Origin of the sequence: Myxococcus xanthus (genome assembly GCF_013116825.1) — a bacterium.
Classification (GTDB): domain Bacteria; phylum Myxococcota; class Myxococcia; order Myxococcales; family Myxococcaceae; genus Myxococcus; species Myxococcus xanthus_B.
Genome location: NZ_JABFNS010000107.1, coordinates 1 through 24,674 on the forward strand (window position 1 = coordinate 1; position 24,674 = coordinate 24,674).

20 protein-coding genes are annotated in these 24,674 nt (G+C 68.9%); 9 read left to right on the top strand and 11 right to left on the bottom strand.

What is annotated here, in order from left to right; genetic code table 11:
- Nucleotides 1–12 precede the first annotated feature (12 nt).
- Complete coding sequence (locus HNV26_RS26615; protein WP_090493118.1) at nt 13–492, top strand: NUDIX hydrolase; 480 nt, start codon at nt 13–15, stop codon at nt 490–492.
- Nucleotides 493–507: 15 nt separating this feature from the next.
- Here HNV26_RS26615 and rpoZ read toward each other — a convergent pair whose 3' ends face one another.
- The 6 genes from rpoZ to HNV26_RS26645 all read right to left on the bottom strand — a co-directional run bounded on the left by rpoZ (nt 508) and on the right by HNV26_RS26645 (nt 6,173).
- Entirely contained in the window at nt 508–744 is a 237-nt protein-coding gene (gene rpoZ / locus HNV26_RS26620) for a DNA-directed RNA polymerase subunit omega (RefSeq protein ID WP_011554872.1), read from the bottom strand.
- A 212-nt stretch (nt 745–956) separates the two neighbouring features.
- A complete protein-coding gene (pgm, locus tag HNV26_RS26625) occupies nt 957–2,594 on the bottom strand; it encodes a phosphoglucomutase (alpha-D-glucose-1,6-bisphosphate-dependent) (protein WP_171443727.1) in 1,638 nt (545 codons plus the stop codon).
- 94 nt (nt 2,595–2,688) lie between these two features.
- Nucleotides 2,689–3,321 (bottom strand): DUF1036 domain-containing protein, encoded by a 633-nt coding sequence (locus HNV26_RS26630; protein ID WP_366816985.1) that lies wholly within the window; start codon nt 3,319–3,321, stop codon nt 2,689–2,691.
- Between the two features lie 163 nt (nt 3,322–3,484).
- A complete protein-coding gene (locus HNV26_RS26635) occupies nt 3,485–4,759 on the bottom strand; it encodes an AmpG family muropeptide MFS transporter (protein ID WP_171443726.1) in 1,275 nt (424 codons plus the stop codon).
- Nucleotides 4,760–5,031: 272 nt separating this feature from the next.
- Entirely contained in the window at nt 5,032–5,811 is a 780-nt protein-coding gene (locus tag HNV26_RS26640) for a zf-HC2 domain-containing protein (RefSeq protein WP_171443725.1), read from the bottom strand.
- Nucleotides 5,808–6,173 (bottom strand): hypothetical protein, encoded by a 366-nt coding sequence (locus HNV26_RS26645; RefSeq protein ID WP_253817070.1) that lies wholly within the window; start codon nt 6,171–6,173, stop codon nt 5,808–5,810. The genes HNV26_RS26640 and HNV26_RS26645 overlap by 4 nt, the downstream gene beginning before the upstream one ends.
- A gap of 225 nt (nt 6,174–6,398) precedes the next feature.
- On the opposite strand from HNV26_RS26645, the gene HNV26_RS26650 reads away from it, so the two are divergent.
- The 6 genes from HNV26_RS26650 to HNV26_RS26675 all read left to right on the top strand — a co-directional run bounded on the left by HNV26_RS26650 (nt 6,399) and on the right by HNV26_RS26675 (nt 14,210).
- Nucleotides 6,399–7,256, top strand: a complete 858-nt coding sequence (locus HNV26_RS26650; RefSeq protein ID WP_436410065.1) for a nucleotidyltransferase — start codon at nt 6,399–6,401, stop codon at nt 7,254–7,256.
- A complete protein-coding gene (locus HNV26_RS26655; protein ID WP_171443730.1) occupies nt 7,240–7,944 on the top strand; it encodes a metallophosphoesterase family protein in 705 nt (234 codons plus the stop codon). Before HNV26_RS26650 ends, HNV26_RS26655 begins: the two co-directional genes overlap by 17 nt.
- Before the next feature lie 231 nt (nt 7,945–8,175).
- Complete coding sequence (locus tag HNV26_RS26660) at nt 8,176–11,649, top strand: response regulator (protein WP_171443724.1); 3,474 nt, start codon at nt 8,176–8,178, stop codon at nt 11,647–11,649.
- Between the two features lie 15 nt (nt 11,650–11,664).
- On the top strand, nt 11,665–12,486 hold the full coding sequence (locus tag HNV26_RS26665; RefSeq protein WP_171443723.1) for a CheR family methyltransferase: 822 nt from the start codon (nt 11,665–11,667) through the stop codon (nt 12,484–12,486).
- A gap of 7 nt (nt 12,487–12,493) precedes the next feature.
- On the top strand, nt 12,494–13,090 hold the full coding sequence (locus tag HNV26_RS26670; RefSeq protein WP_171443722.1) for a chemotaxis protein CheB: 597 nt from the start codon (nt 12,494–12,496) through the stop codon (nt 13,088–13,090).
- Entirely contained in the window at nt 13,080–14,210 is a 1,131-nt protein-coding gene (locus HNV26_RS26675; protein WP_253817071.1) for a hybrid sensor histidine kinase/response regulator, read from the top strand. Before HNV26_RS26670 ends, HNV26_RS26675 begins: the two co-directional genes overlap by 11 nt.
- 108 nt (nt 14,211–14,318) lie before the next feature.
- Here the strand turns inward: HNV26_RS26675 and HNV26_RS26680 are convergent, their stop codons facing one another.
- Genes HNV26_RS26680 through HNV26_RS26695 form a run of 4 tightly spaced genes read right to left on the bottom strand, consistent with a single transcriptional unit; the run spans nt 14,319 to nt 18,986 of the window.
- Nucleotides 14,319–15,860, bottom strand: a complete 1,542-nt coding sequence (locus tag HNV26_RS26680; protein WP_171443721.1) for a DUF4340 domain-containing protein — start codon at nt 15,858–15,860, stop codon at nt 14,319–14,321.
- Nucleotides 15,857–17,428, bottom strand: coding sequence for a GldG family protein (locus HNV26_RS26685; RefSeq protein WP_171443720.1), 1,572 nt, complete (start codon nt 17,426–17,428; stop codon nt 15,857–15,859). Before HNV26_RS26685 ends, HNV26_RS26680 begins: the two co-directional genes overlap by 4 nt.
- Before the next feature lies 1 nt (nt 17,429).
- Nucleotides 17,430–18,233 (bottom strand): ABC transporter permease, encoded by an 804-nt coding sequence (locus HNV26_RS26690; protein ID WP_171443719.1) that lies wholly within the window; start codon nt 18,231–18,233, stop codon nt 17,430–17,432.
- Nucleotides 18,234–18,263: 30 nt separating this feature from the next.
- Nucleotides 18,264–18,986: an ABC transporter ATP-binding protein gene (locus HNV26_RS26695; protein WP_171443728.1), complete on the bottom strand. Its 723-nt coding sequence runs from the start codon at nt 18,984–18,986 to the stop codon at nt 18,264–18,266.
- 151 nt (nt 18,987–19,137) lie between these two features.
- Between HNV26_RS26695 and HNV26_RS26700 the strand changes: the two genes are divergently transcribed.
- Both HNV26_RS26700 and HNV26_RS26705 read left to right on the top strand, forming a co-directional pair.
- A complete protein-coding gene (locus tag HNV26_RS26700) occupies nt 19,138–20,331 on the top strand; it encodes an aspartate kinase (RefSeq protein ID WP_171443718.1) in 1,194 nt (397 codons plus the stop codon).
- Nucleotides 20,332–20,458: 127 nt separating this feature from the next.
- The gene (locus HNV26_RS26705) at nt 20,459–23,026 is read left to right on the top strand and encodes a N,N-dimethylformamidase beta subunit family domain-containing protein (protein ID WP_171443717.1); all 2,568 of its coding nucleotides are present in this window, start codon (nt 20,459–20,461) and stop codon (nt 23,024–23,026) included.
- Here the strand turns inward: HNV26_RS26705 and HNV26_RS26710 are convergent.
- Complete coding sequence (locus tag HNV26_RS26710) at nt 23,016–24,653, bottom strand: right-handed parallel beta-helix repeat-containing protein (RefSeq protein WP_171443716.1); 1,638 nt, start codon at nt 24,651–24,653, stop codon at nt 23,016–23,018. The two genes, HNV26_RS26705 and HNV26_RS26710, sit on opposite strands and share 11 nt — an antisense overlap.
- Nucleotides 24,654–24,674 lie beyond the last annotated feature (21 nt).

Below are 24,674 nucleotides of genomic sequence, written 5' to 3' on the forward strand. Positions count from 1 at the left end.
GGGTGGGCGGGTATGCCACGCGAGGCGTCCGCAGGAGGTGTCGTCATCCGGGAGAGCGCCGGCCATTGGGAGGTGGCCGTCATCCGTCCCCATGGCCGCACCTTGTGGGCGCTCCCCAAGGGGCACGTGGACCCAGGTGAGTCGCCGGAGCAGACGGCGAGCCGTGAGGTGCGTGAGGAGACGGGGCTTTCCGTGTCGCTCATGGCCCCGCTGGGCGAGATTCGCTACGTGTACCAGTTCCGCGGACAGCGCATCTTCAAGCGCGTCCACTTCTTCCTGTTCCGCTATCAGGAGGGAGAGCTGGGGCCGCTGCCGGGACCGCGCATCGAGGTGGACGAGGTGCGCTGGGTGCCGGTGGTCCAACTGGTGCCACTGCTGGGCTACAAAGGAGAGAAGGCCGTTGCCTCGCGGGCGGTGCGCTGGTTGCGCTCCCAGGGCCTGCTCCCCGAAGCCCCCTCCCCGGCGAGCATTGCCGGGAAGGAAGGGGGCTGAAGGGAACCGCGGGGACTACTTGGGCTCGTCGCCCGTGTACTTGCCGGACAGCGCCTCGCGCACGTCACGATCGAACTTCACGCGGCCGGTGGCCACCTCGCGCAGGGACAGCACGGGGGGCTTGTTCTTGGACTGCTCGAGGATGGGGCGGGCACCCGCCATCAGCTGCCGCGCGCGCTTGGCGCCGAGCAGCACCAGCGCGAACCGGTTGTCGACGAGGGGGAGGCAGTCTTCGACGGTAACGCGAGCCATGGAACGTCCTTCGGATTTCGGTGGGGCTACTGGAAGCCTCTGAACCTAAAGAGCACCCCCCGGCGAGTCAAGGAAGGACGCACCGGAGGGCAGCCGGGCGGGCGGCCCGTGACTGGGGGGACGGCGGTGGACCGAGCGCCGAGGCCCCAGTCCGCCAGCCGGCTCGTCTGGGGGGGCCCGGCCCACACCCAGCAGCGCCTCCGCCACGCCGCTCAAGTCGACGCGAACGCCTCGCCGACGATGGCGCGCGCTTCCTGGAGGATTTCTTGGAGATGGGCTTCGTCGCGGAAGCTCTCCGCATAGATTTTGTAGACGTCCTCGGTGCCGGAGGGACGCGCGGCGAACCAGCCGTTCTCCGCCACCACCTTGAGCCCGCCGATGTCCGCGTTGTTGCCGGGCGCGCGGGTGAGGCGCTGGAGGATGGGCTCACCGGCCAGCGTGGTGGCCTTCACCGCCTCCGGGGACAGCTTCTTCAGCGCGGCCTTCTGCGCGGCGGTGGCCGGCTGGTCGATGCGCGTGTAGTGCGGCGCGCCGAACTTCGCCGCCAGGGCCTGGTAGTGCTCGCCAGGGTCCTTCCCGGTGCGCGCGAGGATCTCCACCGACAGCAGGTCCAGGATGATGCCGTCCTTGTCCGTGGTCCACACCGTGCCGTCTTGGCGGAGGAACGACGCGCCGGCGCTCTCCTCGCCGCCGAAGCCGAGCGAGCCGTCCAGCAGCCCGTCCACGAACCACTTGAAGCCCACCGGCACCTCGACGACGCGGCGGCCCAGGTCCTTCGCCACGCGGTCGATGAGGCTGCTGCTCACCAGCGTCTTGCCCACCGCGGTGCCGGGCCTCCAGCCGGGCCGGTTGCGGTAGAGGTAGTCGATGGCGACCGCCAGGTAGTGGTTCGGGTTCATCAGCCCCAGGCTGCGGGTGACGATGCCGTGCCGGTCCGAGTCCGCGTCGTTGCCGAACGCGATGTCATACGCATCCTTCAAGCGCACCAGGTTCGCCATGGCATGGGGGGACGAGCAGTCCATGCGAATCTTCCCGTCGTGGTCCAGCGGCATGAACCGGAACGTCGGGTCCACCGTGGGGTTCACCACGTGCAGGTTCAGCCCGTAGCGCGTGGCGATGGGCTCCCAGTACGCGACGTTGGAGCCGCCGAGCGGGTCCGCGCCGATGCGCAGCTTCGCGCCGCGCAGGGCCTCCATGTCGATGACGGTGCCCAGGTCCTCCACGTACGGGGTGATGAAGTCGTACGGCTTCACCGTGGGCGCGGTGCGCGCGCGCTCGTGGGGGATGCGCTGCACGCCCGCGTTGCCCGCGCCCAGCAGCGCGTTGGCGCGCTTCTCGATGACGGAGGTGACGTTCGTGTCCGCGGGGCCGCCGTTGGGTGGGTTGTACTTGATGCCACCGTCTTCCGGCGGGTTGTGGGACGGGGTGATGACGATGCCGTCCGCGAGCCCCGCCGTGCGGCCGCGGTTGTACGTGAGGATGGCGTGGGAGATGACGGGCGTGGGCGTGGCGCCGTCGGTGAAGCGCACCTGCACGCCGTTCGCCGCCAGCACCTCCAGCGCCGTCTGCTGCGCGGGGGCGGAGAGGGCGTGGGTGTCCATGCCCAGGAAGAGCGGCCCGTTGATGCCCTGCTGCTGGCGGTACTCGCAGATGGCCTGCGTCACCGCGAGGATGTGACCTTCGTTGAAGCTGTTGCGCGCGGAGGAGCCGCGGTGCCCGGAGGTGCCGAAGGCGACGCGCTGCTCGGCCACGCCCACGTCAGGCCGGCCGGAGAAGTAGGCGACGCGCAGCTTCTCGGGGTCGATGAGGAAGTCTTCCGGAGGGGGCTTGCCAGCGAGCGGGTGGGCCATGGCCGCGGAACATAGCCATGCCCCACGGCGGAAGGCTCAACGATTCTGGCGAGCGTGCACCGCGTTACATCCTCCGGTGACGCGGCGCCGACGCTCAGGGCGTGAGGTTCTGCGTGTAGACGTCCCCGCTGATGTACACGGGGCGCATCCCCAGGTAGCGGTCACCAATCCGTTGGTTCCACAGACAGGAGTCGAAAGCCGTCTGTGGCGCATGAATGGCGTGGGCGTCTCCGGCCCAGAACGCGCCGTTGGCGGCCTCGGCGTAGAAGTAGGCTTGCCGGTGCGTCGTGTTGAGGACGTAGGCCGACTGCCCATTATCGATGGTCCACCAACCCCGCGTTCCCCAGTTGCCCCAGGCGCCGCACCGGGCCGGGTCGTAGAACGAGATGCAGATCCAGATTCGATGGCCGTAGGAGTTCCGGAAATGGAGCTGGAACGAGCTCGCGAGCCCGGCGCCCGGGTCTGCCGCGGCAGCGGGGGCGGCGTCGTAGGGCGTCCGGATGAGCCCAGGGGAGGCGTTCACGCCAGGGTGCCCGGCGAGCCCGTCCCATTGGCGGGACGCCAGGACGACTTCACGCGACGGGGCATCGCCCCACGCTCCGGTGGGATCGGGCTCCAGGCCACGGGCGCGCGCGGTGGACAGGCCACCGGCACCCAGGCCCATCAGTGTGCCTGCTCGAAGGAACCAACGCCGGTTCATCAGGAACTGCTCGGATGGTCTAACCACGAATCCCCCCTTGGGAATGGAAGAGTCGCTGCATCCTAGGATGGCGGGTCTTTCCGGCTTGGCGCGTGGCGCCAGACTGTGCGCTGGTGAACAGACAGGGCTTCTGGGCCCTGTCTGTCTTTGTCTGGCGTTGGCGTGGCGCACCGCGCGCCACGGATTCCGCTCAGGCGGTGGAGACGCTCGGCGAGGCAGGGGCCGTCTCTGGAGGCTCGTCGGAGGGCGTGGCCGCGTCTTCCGGGAGGAACGCGAGCAGCACCAGCGCGGGCACGGCGAGCAGCACGGTGCCGGCGAAGAAGGCGGGCCAGCCCAGCCACTCGGCGAGGTAGCCGGAGGAGGCGGAGATGAGACGGTTGGCCACCGTGCCCAGCGCTGATAGGAGCGCGTACTGCGTGGCGGTGAAGCTCTTGTGGCACAGCGACATCAGGTAGGCGGCGAAGGCCGTCACCGCCAGACCGCCGCAGAGGTTGTCCACGGCGATGGTGGCCGCCAGCATCAGGTCGTTCTTCCCCACCAGCGACAACCCCATGAACATCAGGTTGGTGAGGGCCTGCGCCGCGCCGAAGACGAAGAGGCTGCGCCGCGTGCCCAGCTTCACCATCACCACGCCGGCCAGCAGTCCACCCGCGATGGTGGACACCATGCCCAGGCCCTTGCTGAGCGCGCCAATCTCCGTGTTGGAGAAGCCCAGCTCCTTGTAGAAGGGCGTCACCATTCCAGCGGCGATGGCGTCTCCCAGCTTGTAGAGCACCAGGAAGATGATGACGGCGACGGCGCCCTTGCGCGTGAAGTACTCCACGAAGGGCTTCACCACTGCGTCCGTCAGGTTGCGCGGCGGCTTCGAGCCCTGGGGCTCAGGGGCCAGGAGCGTGGCCACCACGCCTACGGCCATCAGCAGGCCCATGATGAAGTACGTCTGGGACCAGCCGGTGATGTCTGACAGCGTCAGGGCCAGCGCGCCAGCGGTGAGCATGCCCAGGCGGTAGCCGGTGATGTACGTGGAGTTGCCGAGGCCGCGCTCCTCCACGGTGAGGATGTCCGTGCGCCACGCGTCCGCGACGATGTCCTGGCTGGCGGACAGGAACGTTACCAGCACCGCCATGGCGGCCATGGTCACCGGCGCGTCCTTGGGATTCACCAGCCCCATGGCGGCAATGGCGCCCATGAGCAGCACCTGCGTCACCAGCATCCACCCGCGCCGCCGGCCCAGGAAGGGGAGGGTGTAGCGGTCCATCATCGGCGCCCAGAGCACCTTGAAGGTGTACGGCATGCTCACGAGGCCGAAGACGCCAATCGTCTTCAGGTTGACGCCTTCGTCCTTCATCCACGCCGACAGCGTGACGCCCGTCAGCCACAGGGGCAGGCCCGATGCGAAACCAACGGCCACGAGCAGCCAGATGCGCGGGCTCTTGAGAACTTCGAGGATGGAGGGCTTGGACATGGAGGGCGCGGGAAAACAGCGGCCAGCATAGAGAATCCACCCCGCGCGTCACCATTCATGCGCGGGAATGTCCGCTCGGCCGCCCTCCTGGCCGTCCAGCGCGGAGACGCCCGTGCAGGTGGCGCGCTCACCCTCGGTGGAATTGAAGAAGTCTCAGCGCCGTGGCGAAGCAGGAGCGCGTGAGGCTTCCGGGCGTCGTCCCGTGCGAAGCGCAGCGGACGCTGTCAGGGCGAGCCCCCGCGTCACGGCACGCGTGGGGCAGGGCAGGCGGCTCAGGGCTTCCGCAGCACCCAGTGTGTCTGCGCTCCGGGGACTTCCAGTTCGGCCATCCGGCCGACGTCGCCATCCGCCTGGGCAAAGGCGCGCCGGGCGGCTTCCGCAAGCGTCTCCTGGGGCAGGGGCTCGTCACTCAGCACGACGATGACGCGCTCATCTCCGGAGCCGGTGAACTCCCATCCTCCGGGCAGCCAGTGCTGTCCGCTGCCGGGGGCCACGGGGGCGCTGGCTCCCGCCTCTGGATACAGCGGTGTCACCTCGCCAATGGCATCCACCGACAGCGCCGCCACGTAGCGGTGCGTCCCCGCCGTGTAGCCCACCGTCACCCGCTCCCCCAGGTCGAGCGCCTCGGGCCTGCCCGGAATGGCCTCCCGCTGTGGCTCCAGCCCTCCTCCGATGAGCAGCTGCGCCGTCGCGCCGCTCTTGAGACGGTCGAGTCCCACGATGGCGCCCGACTCCGCGCTGGAGTCCAGCAGCGGGCGCACCAGCACCACCATCAGGAGCGACGCGGCGATGGCCACCGTCGTCGCCACCCAGCGTCGCGGCGGTGGCCGGGCGAAGTCCTGCCGCCGCCGCAGCGCCTGCTCCACGCCGGCCTCGAAGCGCTCGGACGCGCCTTCCGCTTCGAGCCGTGTCTGGGCTGACTGGATGCCGCGCAGGGCCTGGGCGCAGGACTCGCACGCGGCCGCATGGGCCTGGACGCGGGCGGCCTCGGTGGTGGTCAGCTCTCCGGCGCTCAGGCGGCGCAGTGTCCATTCCGATTCGTGCGCGCTCATGGACCCTTCAGCTCCTCTCCGCCCAGCGCCGCGAAGTGCTCCAGTCGCTTGCGGCTGATGGGCACCGAGCGGCTCCGCCGCGCGGCCACTTCTTCCAGCGTCATCCCATCGACGTGAGAGTGGATGGCGGCCGCCTGTGTCTTCACGTCCACGCGCACCAGGTCCAGCGTCTCCATGGCCTCCTGCCCACCCTGGCCTTCAGGATAGTACTCGGCCTGTTGGCCTTCACCGTAGAAGGCCGCCAGCCCCCGCCCGTTGTTCCTGGTGGGCGAGCGCATCTCCTTGGAGGGCAGTCCTTCCCGGAAGGTGTCTTCGTCGCTCGTCGCGTCGTCACAGCCCGTCACCAGCAGGGCGGCACACAACAGGCTCTTGCGCAGCAGGGTCCACGTTCCCTTCGGACGGCCCCCGGCAGGCCGTGCAGCAGCGTGCCTGCCCGCATGGACACGGCTCGGCCGGAAAACGGAAAAGGCGCCCGTAGGGTGCGTGAAACGTCCGGAATCACGATGCTTGTAGGTTGGCCGCCCGCTCCCCAGGCATCTATTCCGCACGGGCGGACGGCCGAAATTCTCAGTCCCTACCTTTCGGCCATGGAAAAGAGACACCCCAACCATCCCGGCGAGATGGGTACGGACGCGCAGCTGGCGGAGCGTGAGCGGGCCCCGGACGAAATCAACGCCCGGGCCAGGGCCGTCGGGTTGCTTATCGACGCCGGGGTGCCCTTCGTCGTGGGCGGTGCCTACGCCTACGCGACGTACACCGGCATCTACCGCGACACGAAGGACCTGGACCTCTTTCCCCGCAAGGCGGACGCGCTCCGGGCGCTGCAAGTCCTGGAGAAGGACGGCTGGCGCACGGAGCGCGCGGACGAGGTCTGGCTCTACAAGGCCTTCAAGGGCGACTACTTCGTCGACTTCATCTTCTCCTCCGGCAACGGCGTGGCGGTGGTGGATGACGAGTGGTTCGAACACGCCCCGCGCGCCACCATCTTCGGGCACGAGTGTCTGGTGGCTCCCGCCGAGGAGATGATCTGGTCCAAGGCGTTCGTGAACGAGCGCGAGCGTTATGACGGCGCGGACGTGAACCACCTGCTGCTGAAGGCGGGCCGGAACATGGACTGGGAGCGGATGATGCGCCGGTTCGACCGGTACTGGGAGGTCCTGCTCAGCCACCTGATGATGTTCCGCTTCGCCTATCCGTCCGAGCGGGACGCCATTCCCGAATGGGTGATGGCGGAGCTGATGAGCCGCACGCTGCACACCCTGCGCGAGGGGTGCTGGGAAGAGAAGCTGTGCCGCGGCAACCTGATTTCCCGCGTGAACTATCACGTGGACATCCACCACTGGGGCTTCAGTGACGGGAGGTCCTGGGACGAGAACGAACGACAGCGAGGGGACGAGAGTGGCGCGCGATCCGGGCTCGAAAATTCGGTTGGCGGCGGTCGGTGACCTGCACTGCCGGGAGGACCACCACGGTCGCTTCCGGCAACTGGTCAAGCAGGTGAACGCCACGGCGGACCTGCTCGTGTTGTGCGGCGACCTCACCGACCGCGGAATGATTGAAGAGGGCAAGGTGCTGGCGGAGGAGCTGTCCGCGCTCCGCGTTCCCTGCGCCGCGGTGCTCGGCAACCACGACTATGAGCACAACCAGGTGAAGGAGATTTGCGGCGAGCTGGCCAAGGTCGGCGTCCACGTGTTGGACGGGGACCACTTCATCTTCGAGAAGGTGCTGGGCGTGGCGGGAGTGAAGGGCTTTGCCGGCGGCTTCGGCAACGCGACGCTCCAGGCCTTTGGCGAGGGCCAGACGAAGGCCTTCGTGCAGGAGGCCGTCACGGAGTCGCTCAAGCTGGAGGCCGCGCTGAGCCACCTCGACGTGGAGAAGAAGGTGGTCATCATGCACTACGCCCCGGTGCCGGACACGTTGGAGGGGGAGAACATCGAGATTCGCCCCTTCCTGGGCACCAGCCGCCTGTCCATGCCCATTGACCACTACGGCGCGGAGGTGGTGTTCCACGGGCACGCGCACCACGGCGCTCGCAATGGAAAGACGAAGAGCGGCATCCCCGTCTACAACGTGGCCATGCCCTTGTTGGCGAAGCACACCCCGGACCAGCGGTATGTGTTGCTGGAGGTGTAGTCACCCCTCCGGGCAGCACAGTGTCGCGTAGCCGATAGTGCGCGACAGGTCTGGCGGGTGGACGCCTGAGGACCCAGCGCGGCCTGTGGTACGCGGTGACTTGCTGCGTCGCCCCCGCAACCGGACGCGTCTCAACATGACAGGTGTTCCTCAGTGCCCCAAGAGTGGCCTGGCTGGCCGTTCGTGCCGTCGCGGAAGTGAGCGCGCCCTTTCGACCGTGCGGGAGGTTCGATGAGATCCTCCACCCCTCGCGTCAATCGCTTTGGACCGCCGCTGCCGCCGACGACGCTCGCTGGCTACGTGGTGGCGGCGCTGGCGGTGTCGCTCATCGCCGTCCTGACGTACCAGTCGTTGGAGACGCGGACGAACGCCGTGGAGATGGTCCGCCACACCATGGGGGTGGTCGAACGTCTCAAGACGCTCCTCTCCACGGTGAAAGATGCGGAGAGCAGCCAGCGCGGCTTCCTGCTGACGAGCGAGGACAGCTACCTGGAGCCGTACACCAACGCCAACCGGCTGCTGCCCACGCAGTTGGCGCAGCTCCAGGCGTTGATGGACGACAGCGAACTGCAGCAGCGGCGGCTGGTGACCCTCAACGCGCTCATGGCCGAGAAGCTGGCGGAGATGCAGCGGACGGTGGAGCTGAAGCAGATGGGCCAGCCGGATGCCGCGCTGGCCCTGATTCGGACCGGTGAAGGCATCGAGCTGATGAGCCGCATCCGTGCCCTGGTGGAGGAGATGGAGACGGAGGAGCGGCGGCTGCTCGAGTTGCGCAATGGCGACTTCCAGCGCGCGGCCGCCACGTCGCTGACTGTCACCTGGCTGGGGTCGGCGCTGCTGCTCGTGCTCATCACCCTCGCGGGATACATGACTTCGCGCGAGTTCCGGGCGCGCTCCATCCAAGCCTGGATTCAGCGCGGCCAGTCGCAGCTGAGCGCGGCGGTACAGGGGGAGCAGCGCCTTGAGCAACTGGGCGACAACGTGCTGCGCCTGCTGGCGGGCTACCTGGATGCGCAAGTGGGCGCCATCTACCTGGCCGATGGGGCGGGGCGCTTCCGCCGCTTCGCGGGTTATGCGCTGCCCGCGTCCGTCCCGAACTCGGGCACGGTGCTCCAGCCGGGGGAGGGGCTCGTCGGCCAGGCGCTCAAACACCGCCGAACCTTCCACGTCCGGGACGTGCCCGAAGGCTACCTGCCCGTCAGCTCCAGCCTGGGGCGCGGGACGCCGCGACACCTGCTGGTGGTGCCCGCGCAGGTGGACGGCAAGGTCAACGCGGTGGTGGAGCTGGGCTTCCTCCACCCCGTTCATCCCTCGGACCTGGAGCTGCTCGAACGGGTGTCCGAGTCCGTGGGCATCGCGGTGCGGACCTCCCATGACCGCACGCGGCTGGAGGAGCTGCTGGAGGAGACGCAGCGCCAGTCCGAGGAGCTTCAGGCCCAGCAGGAGGAGCTGCGCGTCTCCAACGAAGAGATTGAGGAGCAGAGCCGCATCCTGAAGGAGTCCCAGGCCCGGCTGGAGGAGCAACAGGCGGAGCTGGAGCAGACCAACTCCCAACTGGAGGCGCAGACGCAACTCTTGGAGAAGCAGAAGGACGTCCTCACCCGGGCCCAGGCGGAGCTGACGGAGAAGGCCGAGGCGTTGGAGCGCACCAGCCGCTACAAGTCCGAGTTCCTGGCCAACATGAGCCACGAGCTGCGCACGCCGCTCAACAGTTCGCTCATCCTGGCCAAGCTGCTGGCCGACAACAAGGATGGGAACCTCACCGAGGAGCAGGTGAAGTTCGCGCAGACCATCTCCGCGGCGGGCAACGACTTGCTCGCGCTCATCAACGACATCCTGGACCTGTCCCGCATCGAGGCGGGGAAGGTGGACCTCCTGCCGGAGGCGGTGAGCCTGCCGCGCTTCGTGGAGAACCTGTCGCGCATCTTCCAGGTGCTGGCGCAGGAGAAGGGCATCGGCTTCACCGTGCAGGTGGAGCCGGGAGCGCCGGCCTCGATGGAGACGGACCCCCAGCGGCTGGGGCAAGTGCTGAAGAACCTGCTCTCCAACGCGCTCAAGTTCACGGAGAAGGGCGCGGTGTCCCTGCGCGTCCTTCCCGCCGGTCCGGGCCGGGTGGCGTTCGCCGTCACGGACACCGGCATCGGTATTCCCGCCCACCTCCAGGGCTTCATCTTCGAGGCCTTCCGGCAGGCGGATGGCAGCACCCACCGCAAGTACGGCGGCTCAGGGCTGGGTCTCTCCATCTCCCGCGACCTGGCGCGGCTGCTGGGCGGCGACGTGTCGGTGGAGAGCACGCCCGGCCAGGGAAGCACTTTCACCGTGACGCTGCCGGTGGCGCTCCGCGACCGGACGCTGGTGGTTCGCGAGTCCCCTGGCGCGGTGGCCTCCTTCCGTGCGCCCCCGCCACCGGTGGCCCCGCTGCCCGCGCCTGTTCCCGCCTCGCTGGTGGAGACCGCGCCGCGCCCGCTGGCCGCCGGCGCGGTGGAGGACGACCGCGAACAATTGGCTCCGGACGCGCGCATCATCCTCGTCGTCGAGGATGACCGGCGCTTCGCCCTCATCCTCCGGGACCTGGCGCGGGAGCTGGGCTTCCAGGCCATCGTCACCGACAACGGCCGTGACGCCTGCCAGGCCGCCGTGCAGTACCAGCCGAGCGCCATCCTGCTGGACATGAACCTGCCGGACCATTCGGGCCTGGCGGTGCTGGACCAGCTCAAGCGCAACGCGAAGACGCGGCACATCCCCGTGCACGTCATCTCCGTGGCGGACCACTCGCGCGAGGCGCTGGAGCTGGGGGCCGTGGGCTATGCCCTCAAGCCGGTGCAGCGCGAGCAGCTCATGGAGGCCGTGCGCAAGCTGGAGACGAAGTTCTCCCCCGGCGTGCGGCGCGTGCTGGTGGTGGAGGACGACGCCCGCCAGCGCGAGAGCATCCAGCACCTGCTGGAGAGCGACGAGGTGGGCATCGTCGGCGTGGCCACTGCGGGGCAGGCGCTGGAGAAGCTGCGTGAGCGCACCTTCGACTGCATGGTGATGGACCTCAATCTGCCGGACCTCAGCGGCTACGAACTGCTGGAGCAGATGGCCGCGCTGGAGAACGTCTCCTTCCCGCCCGTCATCGTCTACACGGGCCGCTCGCTGACGCGCGACGAGGAGCAGCGGCTGCGGCGCTTCTCCAAGTCCATCATCATCAAGGGCGCGCGCTCGCCCGAGCGCCTGTTGGACGAAGTCACGCTCTTCCTCCATCAGGTGGAGGCGCGGATGCCCCCGGAGCGGCAGCGCATGCTGCAGGTGGCGCGCGACCGGGAGGCGGCGCTGGAGGGCCGGCGCATCCTGGTGGTGGAGGATGACGTGCGGAACATCTTCGCCCTGTCCAGCGTCCTGGAGCCGCGGGGCGCCAAGGTGGAGATTGCCCGCAACGGAAGAGAGGCGCTGGAGCGCTTGACGCGCAGCCTCGCCCAGCCGTCGCAGACGGTGGATTTGGTGCTGATGGACATCATGATGCCGGAGATGGATGGGCTGACGGCCATGCGCGAAATCCGCAAGCGCACCGAATGGCACAAGCTGCCCATCATCGCCCTGACGGCGAAGGCCATGCGGGATGACCAGGAGAAGTGCCTGGCCGCTGGCGCCAACGACTACATCGCCAAGCCTCTGGACGTGGAGAAGCTGCTGTCGCTCATCCGCGTCTGGATGCCCAAGGCCTAGGGACGGGCGGGCGGCATGAGGGCATCCAAGGACCTGGACATCGAGCTGAAGCTGCTGCTGGACGCCATCTACTTGAAGTACCACTACGACTTCCGTGGCTATGCCATGGCGTCGCTCAAGCGGCGCATGACGCTGGCCGCGGACCACTTCGGCTGCCCCACGCTGTCACACCTCCAGGGCCGCCTCATTCACGAGCCGGACCTGTTCCCGGAGCTGCTCAACTACCTCACCGTGCAGGTGAGCGAGATGTTCCGGGATCCGTCCTACTTCCGCTCGCTGCGTGAGAGCGTCGTCCCGCTGCTCAGGACGTACCCGTCCCTCAAGGTCTGGGTGGCGGGGTGCAGCACGGGCGAGGAGGTCTACTCGCTGGCCATCCTGCTGCGCGAAGAGGGGCTGCTGGAGCGCACGCTCATCTACGCCACGGACATCAACACCCAGGCCCTCCAGAAGGCGGAGGCGGGCGTCTACGCCGTGGACCGCATCGCCGCCTTCACCCAGAACCACAGCCAGTCCGGGGCTTCGGCCTCGCTCTCCGACTACTACACGGCGGCCTACGGGAACGCGGTGTTCGACCGCACCTTGAAGAAGCACATCGTCTTCTCGGACCACAGCCTGGCCACCGACAGTGTCTTCGCGGAGGTCCAGCTGCTGTCCTGCCGCAACGTCCTCATCTACTTCAACCGTGAACTGCAGGAGCGCGCGCTCGGGCTGTTCAAGGACTCTCTCTGTCGCAGGGGGTTCCTGGGCCTGGGGGCCCGTGAGTCCTTGCGATTCTCTCAACACGCGTCGGCTTTCTCCTCCCTCGTCTGGGAGGACCGCCTCTTCCAGAAAGGGTAGGGCGCACGTGGACTTCGAAAGTCTCCGGGGCCGCATCGACGCCGTGGTGGTGGGCGCTTCCGCCGGGGGCGTGGATGCGCTGGTCACGGTGTTGCCCTCGCTTCCCCGCGCGTTCCGCCCCTCGGTGCTCGTCGTCATCCACCAACCCCGGGAGCGACGCAGCATGCTGGTGGACATCTTCTCCGCGCGCTGCGCGCTCCCCGTCCGGGAAGCGCAGGACAAGGAGCCCGTCCAGCCAGGGACCCTCTACTTCGCGCCGCCCGACTACCACCTGCTCGTGGATGAAGGACCTTCGCTGGCCCTCTCCGCGGATGACCCGGTGCTCTTCTCCCGGCCGTCCATCGACGTCCTCTTCGAGTCGGCCGCGGACGTTTACGGTCACCGCCTGGCGGGCCTCATCCTCACGGGGGCGAACTCGGACGGTGCGCGCGGGCTGGCCGCCGTGCGGGACGCGGGCGGGGTGACATTGGTGCAGCGCCCCGACACGGCCCACGTCGCCACCATGCCCGCCGCGGCGCTGGCGCGTGGCCCCGCGGATTTCGTGCTCTCGCTCGAACAGATAGCCGACCTGTTGCGGAGGGTGGGAGGTGGACATGAAGGCTGACATGACGCACCCGGTGAAGTGCCTCCTCGTCGATGACCTCGAGGAGAACCTCATCGCGCTCGCTGCCCTGCTGCGCCGTGAGGACGTCGAGGTGCTCCAGGCCCGCTCGGGAGCGGATGCACTGGAGCTGCTGCTGGAGCACCACGACGTCGCGCTCGCGTTCCTCGACGTGCAGATGCCGGAGATGGATGGCTTCGAGCTGGCGGAGTTGATGCGCGGCTCGGAGCGCACGCGCCACATTCCCATCATCTTCGTCACCGCGGGGGCACACGACCAGCGTCGGCGCTTCAAGGGCTATGACGCGGGCGCGGTGGACTTCCTCTACAAGCCGCTGGAGCCGCACGTCCTGCGGAACAAGGCGGAGGTCTTCTTCCAGCTCCACCGGCAGAAGCAGCAGCTGGCCCGCCAGTTGGAGGAGCTGACGGAGACGCTTCGCCTCAACGAGATGTTCACCGCCGTGCTGGGCCATGACCTGCGCAACCCGTTGAGCGCCATCCTCACGGCCGCGGACCTGCTCTTCCGCCGCACGGAGGACCCCGCTGTCCGCAAGAGCGCCAGCCGCATGCTGACGAGCGGCAAGCGCATGGGCCGGATGATTGAGGACGTTCTCGACCTGGCGCGGGCCCGGCTCGCGGGGGGCATCCCGTTGCGCCGGAGCGAGACGGACTTCGGTCAGCTCGTCCAGCGAATCGTCCAGGAGCACCACGCGGCGTTCCCCCAGCACGCCCTCGACGTGCGGAAGGAAGGGGACCTGGTGGGGGACTGGGATTCGGACCGGCTCGCGCAGGTGGCCTCGAACCTGATTGGCAACGCGCTTCAGCACGGGGACGCCAGCGAGCCGGTGCAACTCCGGCTGGATGGCAGCCACGCGGACGCCATCACCTTCTCCGTGTCCAACGTGGGCGTGATTCCCGCCGAGCAGCAGCCCTATCTCTTCGACCCGTTCCGGGGATGCTCACAGCGGCGGGCTCGCACCGGAGGCCTGGGGCTGGGGCTCTACATCGTCCAGCAGATCATTCACGCGCATCACGGCAGCGTGGACGTGGAGTCCGGCTCCGGCCGTCACACCGTGTTCCGCGTCGTCCTGCCCCGGCGGGGCACGGAGGTCATCAAGCTGTGAGCCTCGCCAGGTCCTTGTTCCGCACCGGCGCTCGTGAAGGCATTCCGGTGACGGGCGCTGACCTGGCGTGAATGGGCACTGTCTGACGGCAAGTCGGGGACGGGGGGCTCAGGGCGCCTGCTCCGTCTTCGCGGGCGGCTTCGGTGCGTCGGGGGCCTTCGCTGCTTCCTGCAAGTCCTCGGGCCTGGTGGGCAACGTCAGTCGTGACTCGGGCACCTTGAGGACGTCGGGGCCGGAGCCGCGGGCGTAGCGCGTGCCGGGCTCGTCGGGGACTTCAGTGCCGAGCCAGAGCCGCGCCAGCTCGCGTCCGTCCGCGCCCAGCAGCACGGCGCCGGGGGCGTCCTCCGTCACGCCATACCGGGCCCAACTCTTGGGGTTCGTCTCGCCGTAGCCCGTGGCCTTCAGCCCTTCCAGCGCGCGCAGCAGCGAGGCGAGCTTGAAGTGCTGTGCCTTGCCCCGCTGCGGGGACTCCATGTCCCAGTGCCCGGCGCCTTCGTTGGCTTCCGACGTGTTCACCACGGTGATGGTGGGCGCGCCACCGCCCGGGTGGAACACGATGCGGCGGACGTCCTGGCGCCGGAACTCCAGCACGCGCCGGTCCTTCAGCTCCCGGACGCTCACGTCCAGCACGCCGAGGGCGTCCTCGGGCACCTCACCCAGCACGGCTTGCGTCCCCTGCTCGCGCAACGCATAGGCGCGCGCGGCGCCATCTTCCGTCACGCGGGACATCCGCACGCGCACCGGATCGCCCGGGCCACCGGTGAAGCGGGCGTCCACCACCGGGGTCTCCAGACCCAACCGCTTCCGGGACTCCGGCGTGTCTTCGGGGAAGGACAGTGCCCGCTGCTCCACCAGGGACTTCAGCAGCTCCGTGACACGCGTCGCGTTCGCGTTGGCTGCCACCGGCGCGACCAGCCGCCAGCCCACGCCGTCCGAGTCCCGCGTCAGTTGATACGCACCCTGCGGCGCCTTCACCTCGATGCCCTTCAGCGAGCGCTCGTCGAGGGGTGTCAGGAGGTCCTTGGCGCGCAGGGCGAAGGTGTCCCGGTCCAGGGCCCAGCGCACCGTCCCCGCGGCGGCGTGGACCGCCGGCTCCGCGTCTCGGCGTACGTAGACGGAGCCGTCGTAGGTGTTCTCCTTGCCACAGTGCAGCGTCACCGTGCGCTGGCGAGCGGGGTCCTGCGCCCCCTGGCCTTGGGCGTCTGGCACGAAGGCCCGGGCCGTGACGGTGAAGAGGGGGGGCTTCAGGCCGTACGCGTCCAGGTCGGCGTCGGTGGGCGCCTCCTTCACGGTGGCGCTGAAGCTCGAAGACGCCAGCGTGCCGAGGAGGGTCTCCACCACGGCCGCCTCCGCGCGAGCGGACACGGGCGCCGTCAGCTTCCATGTTCCGTCCTGCTCGCGGACCAGCTCCGTGGTGTCGCTCCGGGCCCGCACCGTCAAGTGCGTGAAGACAGGCTTCGCGGCAGGTGCCCCGTCGTCCTGTCCGCGCGTCTCCTCCGTCCTCGTGACGAAGAGGCGCTGCTGGGCGTCGGCTTTCCGCCGGGCCTCGCGCGCTTCGGATGCCTTCTCACCGGTGCACGCGGTGAGCCCCAGGCCCGCCGTGACGACGGTGAGGAGGCTCCACCGCCACCTTCCGCGGGCTGGCGTCAATTGTTGCGCCTCGACAGCCAGATGGCCAGGCCCACGCCCAGCAGCGTCAGCGGCATGAGGTCCGTGGCGAAGAATCGGATGCGGCTGAGCGTCGCCGCGTCCAACTGCAGCGTGGACACCTCGCGGTCCGGCGGGCGGATGGTGATTTTCGTGAGCTGGTTGGATGCCCAGCCCAGCGCGTTCATCACCAGGTTGCGGTTGGGCTCATGGCCCCAGTTCGGGTCCAGGAGAAGCTCCGAGTCCCCCATCACCACCAGGCGCGCTTCATCAAAGCGCTTGCCCGGCGTGGCCTGGGTATCACGCGTCACGGCGGCCACCAGCACCAACTGGCCCGCCTTCTCGCCATCCGAAGGCACCGCGTTCTCCTCTGGCGTGCTCTCCACCCAGCCGTACTGGGACGTGAGGACCACCGGCTGCACCTGGACGCCCTGCGCCATCCCCATGCGCAGCAGGGTTAGGCTGCGCGGGGTGGGGAACTCCACGTTGAGTCCTCGCTGGTGCAGCGGCTTGCCAATCTCGTGGTCGCTGTAGAAGAGCGACAGCACCACGAAGGGATTGCCGCTGTTGTACTGCGCGTCCGCGACGATGCCCTCGTCCACCTGCACGCCGTGCTCCGCCAGCAGTCCGTCCAGGCCATCACGGAGACCGGCGTCAGCGAAGTAGAGCATGCGTCCTCCGGAGGCGAGATAGCGCTGGAGCAGCTCCCTCTCCGGCGCGGTGTAGGGCCCCCGGGCCCCCGCGATGATGACCAGCGCGGCGTCCCGTGGCACGTCTTGGACACCCGCGAGGTTCAGCGGTTCCGCGGTGTAGCCCTCCTGGAGCAACTGCCTCCGGAACTCGGACAGGCTGGCGCCCGGGTCATTGGGTGGCGCCTGCGCCTTGTCCAGTGGCCACTCCCCGTGGCCGGTGACGAAATAGACCTTCTGGGTGCCCACCGCGTTCAGCTTGAGGACCGCGTGTGTCAGCTCCTGCTCGGACACCGTGGCGAGCAGCGTGTGCGTGGCGTGCTCGCCCTCACCGCGTACCAGCACCACCGCTGTCTGGCCCTCACGCACCTGGTACCTCGCGGCCAGGTCCGGGCTGCGGCGCGGGTCCTTGAAGGTGTACTCGAACTTCCCCGGCGCTTCGGCACGGTAGAGCGCGAAGAGCGCCTCCAGCTGGCCGTACTGGGCATGCGCCGGGGGGATGAACGCAATGGCGCGCACCGGGTCGGGAATGGCGGCCAGCGTGGACACCGTCTGCGGCGCCAGCGTGTGGATGCGCGCCTGCGTCAAATCCCAGCGCCGGTTCTGCTTGAAGGCCAGGTAGTTCACCGCCACCAGGACGGCGAGCACGCCCAGCGTGGTGAGCACCGTGGTGGCGAAGAAGCTGCTGGAGCGGCGGGTGGCGAACTGGCCGAACTGCCGGTAGTTCGTCGCGCCGTAGATGCCCACCATCACCAGCCCCGCGCCCGCCTTCACGGCGGCGGTGACGGCGCTGTCCGAGGTGATGAACAGGGTGAACGGACTCGACAGCAACAGCAGCAGTCCGAACGCGCCCAGGACCTTGCCGACATGGGCCGCCTTCATGTCAGGCCCACCGCTGTGCATCCACCGTGCGGTGGGTGAGGAAGAGGGAGAAACCGATGACGGAGGCGAAGAACACCAGCGACTGCGCGTCCAGCACGCCCTTGATCATCCCCTGCAACTGGAGGTCGCAAGCGATGTAGGAGAGCGCGGAGCGCAGCGGCTCCTCCGCGCGGCGGGCCACCTGGCCCAGCAACATCCACGCCAGCAGGACACAGAAGGTGAGGAAGGCCGCCAGCATCTGGCTCTCCGTCAGCGCGGAGATGAACAGACCCACGGCCATGCAGGTGGCGCCCCATAGCAGCAGCGCGCCGTAGCCCAGCAGGACGGTGGACCACTCCAGCGCCAGCCCGGACTCGCTGTGGCCCAGCGCGGACAGCAGCAGCGGGAAGACGAGCGTGAGCGCCAGCGTGGCGGAGATGACGCCCAGGCCGCCCAGGTACTTGCCCAGCACGATTTCAATGGGCCGCACCGGGGCCGTCATCAGCAGCTCGAAGGTGCGGTTGCGCTTCTCCTCCGCGAACAGCCGCATGGACAGGAACGGCGTGACGACCAGGGTGATGACCAGGACGCTGCCCCACAGCTCCACCACCACCCCGTCCGTGAGGTTGCGGTACATGTTGAAGTCCGGGGACATCTGCGCCCAGCCCACCCGGCGCGCCACGCCCTGGACGTCGTTGAACGCCTGCAGCAGGTCCATGAAGTAGAAGGCCGTCAGCGCCGCCATCGCCGTGAAGACGGCGTAGGCCCACGGCGTGGTGAAGTAGATGGACAGTTCCTTGCGGGCAATCGCCAGGGCGGTGCGCATGGAGGCGGGGTCCTCGAAAAGGGGCCGCGCTCAGGCGGCGGTCAGCTTGATGAAGACTTCTTCCAGCGACGCGTTCTCCGCCTGCCCGTGGATGCGGGCCAACTGGGAGATGTCGTCGTACGCGGCCATCTTCCCCTGGTGGATGATGAGCACCTTCTGGCACGTCATCGTGACCTCCGGGAGGATGTGCGTGGAGAGGATGACGGTGTGCTTGCCAGCCAGGCCCTTGATGAGGGCGCGCAGCTCGGCGCGCTGTGCGGGGTCCAGGCCTTCGGTGGGTTCGTCCAGGATGAGCACCGGCGGAGAGCCGAGCAGCGCCTGGGCGATTCCCACACGCTGCTTGTAGCCCTTGGACAGGTTCTGGATGACGCGGTCCATGACGTGCGTCACGCCCATGAGGGCGGCCACCCGCTCCAACTCGGCCTTGAGGGCGCTCCCCGACAGCCCCTTCAGCGAGGCGACGAAGCGCAGGTAGCCTCGCACCGTCATCTCCACGTAGAGCGGCGGCATCTCCGGCAGGTAGCCGATGCGGCGCTTCACCTCGAGCGGCTGGGCCTCCACGTCAAAGCCCCCGACGCGGACCACCCCCTCTGACGGCGGGAGGAAGCCGGTGAGGATTTTCATGGTGGTGGACTTGCCCGCCCCGTTGGGGCCCAGGAACCCGAGAATCTCACCCGCCTCGACCTGGAAGGTGAGGTCGTCCACGGCCACCCGGTCTCGGTATCGCTTCGTGAGGTGCTGGACCTCGATCATCGGCATGGGCGCGGTATTAAACCCGACATTGGCGTGTCAAGGCGACACCGACTCCGGGTGTGGGCGTCGTTCAGCGGCTGGCCAGACTTCTGCAGGGAGGCCTGCCAGTGTGGTTTTCCGGACACGCCGAACAAGGGTAGTGAGTCGAATCATGCCAATCGTGGTCCAGAAGTACGGCGGCTCGTCGGTCGCCGGCGTGGAGAAGCTCCGCAAGGTCGCCCAGCGGGTGAAGGACAAGCGCGAGGCGGGCTATCAGGTGGTGGTGGTGGTGAGCGCCATGGGCGACACCACGGATGAACTGCTGGCGCTGGCCAAGGGCGTTTCGGTGGACCCGCCTCGTCGCGAGCTGGACATGTTGCTCACGTGTGGCGAGCGCATCTCCATGGCGCTGCTCTCCATGGCGCTCCAGGAGATGGACGTGCCGGCCATCAGCTTCACCGGCAGTCAGAGCGGCATCATCACCACGGATGCGCACGCGCAGGCCCGCATCGTGGAGGTGCGGCCGTACCGCATCCACGACGAGCTGGCGCGCGGCAAGGTCGTCATCGTCGCGGGCTACCAGGGCGTCTCCTTCAAGAAGGAAGTGACGACGCTGGGGCGCGGCGGCTCGGATACGACGGCGGTGGCGCTGGCGGCGGCGCTGGACGCGGAGGCGTGTGAAATCTACTCGGACGTGGACGGCGTGTTCAGCGCGGACCCCCGGGTGGTGCCGGACGCGCGCAAGCTGGAGTCGCTGAGCTACGACGAGATGCAGGAGTTGGCGAGCGCGGGCGCCAAGGTGCTCAACGCGCAGGCGGTGGAGTGGGCCAAGGCGCGCGGCATCACCATCCTCGCGCGCACGGCGCACGGCCAGGGATCGGGCACCGCGGTCCAGGAGCTGGCCGTCCCCACGGACCACCGGCTCAAGGGCGTCACCGCCGACGCGGAGATGGCCGTGCTTTCCGCCTCGGAGCCCATCCGTCTGGCGGAGCTGTTGGAATTCCTGGATGCGCGCGCCGTGCGCGGGCGGACGCTGGACTTCGAAGGCCCGGTGGGCGGGGCACGCAGGACGGCCATCACCGTGCCCCTGGCGGACATCCACGGCGCGGACGCGCTGCGCCGGGAGCTGGCCACGCGCTTCGGTGACGCCGTGTCCTGGCGCGAGGACCTGGGCACCGTCACCTGTGTGGGCGTGGGGTTGAACGCGGACTGGGCGCCGCTGCGCCGCGCGCTGGCCGCCGCCGAGGAGCTGGGGGCTCACGTCCACGCGGCCCATACGTCGCCTTTGCAACTGACGCTGCTGGTGGACAAAGCACACCTGAAGGCGCTGACGGCCCGGCTGCACCGAGAGCTCCTGGGAGGTTAGGCCTTTTCCTACCCTGGGCTTTTGTCCGGCTGCGCCATCCCAATCATTGCTCCAGGAGGGCACCCGCTTCCCTCCTGAGTGTTCGTGGCTACCCTCCGGTCGAAGCGCCGTGGCGTGGAGGATCGGAATGGCTCAAGCAGGCCGTTGGGCGGGCTGGGTGTGTGGGCTTGCGCTCATGTTCGGTGGCATTGGCTGTGAGGAGGTGGCCGTGCGCCCGGTGATACCGGGTGACAAGCACGACACGCCTCCCCTGAACGACGGCTATGACGGCGGCGACGGTGGGCCGCATCCAGGCATCATCGACGCGGGTGTGCCGGACGCCGGCACCGGGCAGCCCGAGCCTCCCGACGCGGGCCCGGTGGAGCTGCCCGCGCGAGACGCGGACGCCGTGCGCAAGGAGAACCGCCGCGCGGGAACCCCGGCGTGGCGCATCACCCGCAACGCCCACAGCCGCGAAATCGAAGGCTATGCGCTGAAGTCCACGCTGGCGCAGGGCGAGACGCTGCGCGTCGCCGTGTCGGTGTCCGAGGCCCGGACCTTCCGCTGGTACGTGTATCGGATGGGGCACTACGGCGGCACTGGCGCCCGTGAGCTGGCACGCGGAGGCCCGGTGGCCGGTGTGCGCCAGGGCGACTGTCCCGCGGACCGGTCCTCGGGCCTCGTCGCCTGTCGCTGGGCGCCCACGCTGGAGATACCCATCGGTGAACACTGGGTGCGCGGCGTGTACGTGGTGAAGCTGGTGCGAGAGGACAACCACCAGCGCTACGTGCCTTTCTTCGTGCGCGACGCGAATCCGCGCGCCGAGGTTGCCGTCCTCATCCCCACCGCCACCTGGGCCGCCTACAACACCTGGGGGGGCACCAGCCTCTACGACGACCGCGACCGGGTGATGCGCGAGCACGGCGTCAGCCGCGCCTTCCGGGTGTCCTATGACCGGCCCAACCACCGGGGGCATGGCAGTGGCCACCTGCTGACGGACGACCTGAGCCTGGTTCAGTGGCTGGAGTCGCAGGACCTGGACGTGGGCTACTTCACCGACGAGGACCTGGACGCAAGCTACGACTTCCTAGCCGGCGCCAAGGCGTTCTTCATGTCGGGCCACGACGAGTACTGGAGCCCGCGCATCCGCGAGCACGCGGACCGGGCGGTGGCGGAAGGCCGGTCGCTGCTCAACCTGGGCGCGAACAATGCGTACTGGCAGATGCAGATGGAGCCGTCCCAGGACGGCCGGCCGCGGCGCATCCTCGCCTGCTACAAGGGCCACGCGAACGACCCGTACACGGGCCCCCAGCGTACGGTGAAGTTCCGCGAGCGCGTCGTGGGCCGTCCGGAGAACGCGCTCCTGGGCGTGCAGTTCTCCTCCCGCTGGCACCAGTTCGGCTTCCCCGCAGTCATCACCAACCCGGGGCACTGGGCACTGGCGGGCTCGGGGCTGAAGGCCGGTGACACGCTGTGGATGGCCAACGGCTATGAAGTGGACCAGTTGGTGAGCAACGGCAACTCGCCGGAGGGCCTGGAGGTGCTGGCCGAGTCCCCGTTGCTGTCGCTTCAGGGCGCCTTCGGCTTCGGCCACATGGTGCTGCGCAAGCAGGGCAGCGCCTACATCTTCTCCGCGGGCGGCATCGACTTCGTGCGCACGCTGGCCTCCGAGGACATGGCGGACCCGCGCGCGGCCCGCATCGTCGCGAACGTGCTCTACAAGGCGCTGGGCCGGCCGGTACCCGACACGCTGGTGCGCTTCGAGCGGCAGAACGCGTCGAGCCCCCAGGGGCCCTCCGCGGCTGACGTGCGCACGGTGGCGGGCGTGCCGGGAAACCGTGTCCGCGCCGGAGTCCCCGTGGCGGGAAATTCGCTGGGGGCGCCCACCGCGGTGGCCCTGCTGCCGGATGGAGGCCTCGTGGTCGCGGACGGCCTGGGCAACACGGTGAAGCGCGTGACGCCGAGGGGCGAGGTGAAGACGGTGGCCTCCGGCCTCAATGGCCCCATGGGCATCGCCGCGGACGCCGCGGGCAACGTGTACGTGGCCGACACGGACCACTACGTCATCCGCCGCATCGACCCGGAAGGGAAGGTGGAGGTGTTCGCGGGCGGGACGCCGGGCCTGATGGACGGCCCCGCGAAGCAGGCGTCCTTCAACCAGCCCGCGGGCCTGGCGGTGACTCCGGATGGCACCGCGCTGCTGGTGGCGGACATGAACAACGGCGTGATTCGCCGCATCGACCTGGTGGCGGAGGGCCACCCGGTGACGACGCTGCAGGGTGACTGGCTTTACCGGCCCTCGGGCGTGGCGGTGAGTGCGGATGGGAACACGCTGTTCGTCATAGAGTCCGGCATGTCCCGGGTGGTGCGCATCCGCGACGGCCTCACGTCGGTGGTGGCGGGCACGACGCCGGGCTTCCGTGACGGCGCGCCGGAGTCGTCCCAGTTCCTGCCGTACCTGGGCATCGCGGTGCTGGCGGATGGCTCGCTCGCGGTGTCGGACCCGGGCAACTACCGCGTGCGCCGCGTCGTCCTGAACGCGGACGGCAGCGCGCGGAAGGTGACGACGCTGGCCGGCAGCGGGCGCTACGGCCACGCGGACGGGCCGGGCGACGAGGCGGACCTCGTCCTCCCGGCCGGTCTGACGGTGGGGCCTGACGGCCGCCTCTACGTGGCGGACGCCGGTAATTCGCTGGTGCGCGCGATTACTCCATGAGCGCGGTGGCGGTGGCCTCGGGGCAGTTTGACTCCACCGCGCCGATGTCCGGCGCGGCGCCGCAGTAGGGCAGCCCCAGGTCCATGCCCCGGTCCACCGCGCGCTCACCGGGCATCAGCGTGTCCAGGTCCACCAGCGGCTCGCCGCTCTCATCCGAGTCCAGCTCCACGCCGTTCGACAGCCAGTGGGCGAGCGTGCTGCCCACCCACCCGCTCTGCGGGGCGACGAAGAGGCCCGTGTTGAACGCGGCGTCGGCCAGGTAGAGGTTGGACGTCATGCTGAGGCCGGGGGCGGACAGGCCCATGCTGACGGCGTTGCGCGTGGCGAACAGGTTGTTGCGCACCGCGATGTTGGTGGACGGCCCACCGGTGCCGTGGCCCACCACGAAGGCGAAGCCGTCCGTTCCCACCACGGTGTTGTGCAGCACGCGCACGTCGCTGCCATTCTCGATGCGGATGCCGGAGCCCTCGGGCGTCTTCAAGTCGTGGATGCGGTTGCGGCGGATGGAGATGTTGGTGGGCGGCGCGCCCACGCGGCTGCCACCCACGGCGATGCCCAGCGAGGAGTCCGAGATGTCGTTGCCTTCGATGACGACGTTGCGCGCGGAGTAGTGCACCACCACGGCCTCGCCACGGGAAGAGGTGGACTTCTGGAAGCCGTACATGCGGTTGCCGCGCACGACGACGTCGTGGCACGTCTTGACGTCCACCGCGTTCTCCCGGTTGTCGTACATGTCGTTGTCCTCGATGAGGACGCCGCGCGCCGGGGTGTTGTTGCTGAAGCCCTCGGGGCCCAGGCACTGCACCGAGTCGCCCGAGTTGTCGTGGATGTCGTTGCCCCGCACGGTGATGTCCACCGACGTGGGCGCGATGACGACACCATGCGAGTCGTCGTTGCCTCGCGAGAAGTGGTGGATGTGGTTGTTCTCGATGGTGATGCCGTTGGCGCCCGCGTCGGTGCTGATGCCGCTGCCGAACGCGCCGTGGTGAAGCTCGTTGCCCGCGAGTACGGTGCCCGTGGTGTTCCCAGAGAACGTCACGGCGACCTGGCGCTGACCCCGGACGTCGAACTCGAAGCCCTCGATGCGCCAGTGGGGACGCTGCACGTGGGCCATGAACCAGCCGCTTGGGGTGGGAACGAGCTTGGGCAGGCCCTCGCCACGCAGGGTAATGGGGGCCTCGGCGGTGCCGGCCTTGGCGCTGGCGTCGATGACGAGCTTCTCGGTGTAGGTGCCCCTCTGGACGCGGATGATCTCCCCCGGGCCTACCCGCGTCAGGGCCTTGGAGATGGTGCGCAGCGGCTTTTCACGCGAGCCGTCCGCCGAGTCATTGCCAGATGGGCTGACGTACCACTCCCGAGCGTAGTTGGGCGGCTCCGGTGCCTGCGGCACAGGGACGGGAGGTGGTTGCTCGACCACGGGCGCGTCGCCGTCGTGGCCAGAAACGTCGTCGTTGTCGTTCCGCGGCGTGGGCGTCGGAGTGTTGGGGGCCGAGGGCTGCCGCGAGCCAGGGTAGCTGGGCAGGGGGCTCGAATCGGACGCCGGAGCAGGCGCCTGCGCGCCGTTGGAGCAGGCGACGCCACCCACGGACACGAGTCCGAGGAGGCACAAACTGCGCAGTCGGGACATGGGGGGCGGCTCCTGGGGAAG

Coding starts and splice junctions, on each gene's coding strand:
- HNV26_RS26615 (WP_090493118.1), top strand. CDS start 13: ATGCCACGCGAGGCGTCCGCAGGAGGTGTCGTCATCCGGGAGAGCGCC.
- rpoZ (WP_011554872.1), bottom strand. CDS start 744: ATGGCTCGCGTTACCGTCGAAGACTGCCTCCCCCTCGTCGACAACCGG.
- pgm (WP_171443727.1), bottom strand. CDS start 2,594: ATGGCCCACCCGCTCGCTGGCAAGCCCCCTCCGGAAGACTTCCTCATC.
- HNV26_RS26635 (WP_171443726.1), bottom strand. CDS start 4,759: ATGTCCAAGCCCTCCATCCTCGAAGTTCTCAAGAGCCCGCGCATCTGG.
- HNV26_RS26640 (WP_171443725.1), bottom strand. CDS start 5,811: ATGAGCGCGCACGAATCGGAATGGACACTGCGCCGCCTGAGCGCCGGA.
- HNV26_RS26650 (WP_436410065.1), top strand. CDS start 6,399: ATGGAAAAGAGACACCCCAACCATCCCGGCGAGATGGGTACGGACGCG.
- HNV26_RS26660 (WP_171443724.1), top strand. CDS start 8,176: ATGAGATCCTCCACCCCTCGCGTCAATCGCTTTGGACCGCCGCTGCCG.
- HNV26_RS26665 (WP_171443723.1), top strand. CDS start 11,665: ATGAGGGCATCCAAGGACCTGGACATCGAGCTGAAGCTGCTGCTGGAC.
- HNV26_RS26675 (WP_253817071.1), top strand. CDS start 13,080: ATGAAGGCTGACATGACGCACCCGGTGAAGTGCCTCCTCGTCGATGAC.
- HNV26_RS26685 (WP_171443720.1), bottom strand. CDS start 17,428: ATGAAGGCGGCCCATGTCGGCAAGGTCCTGGGCGCGTTCGGACTGCTG.
- HNV26_RS26690 (WP_171443719.1), bottom strand. CDS start 18,233: ATGCGCACCGCCCTGGCGATTGCCCGCAAGGAACTGTCCATCTACTTC.
- HNV26_RS26695 (WP_171443728.1), bottom strand. CDS start 18,986: ATGATCGAGGTCCAGCACCTCACGAAGCGATACCGAGACCGGGTGGCC.
- HNV26_RS26700 (WP_171443718.1), top strand. CDS start 19,138: ATGCCAATCGTGGTCCAGAAGTACGGCGGCTCGTCGGTCGCCGGCGTG.
- HNV26_RS26705 (WP_171443717.1), top strand. CDS start 20,459: ATGGCTCAAGCAGGCCGTTGGGCGGGCTGGGTGTGTGGGCTTGCGCTC.
- HNV26_RS26710 (WP_171443716.1), bottom strand. CDS start 24,653: ATGTCCCGACTGCGCAGTTTGTGCCTCCTCGGACTCGTGTCCGTGGGT.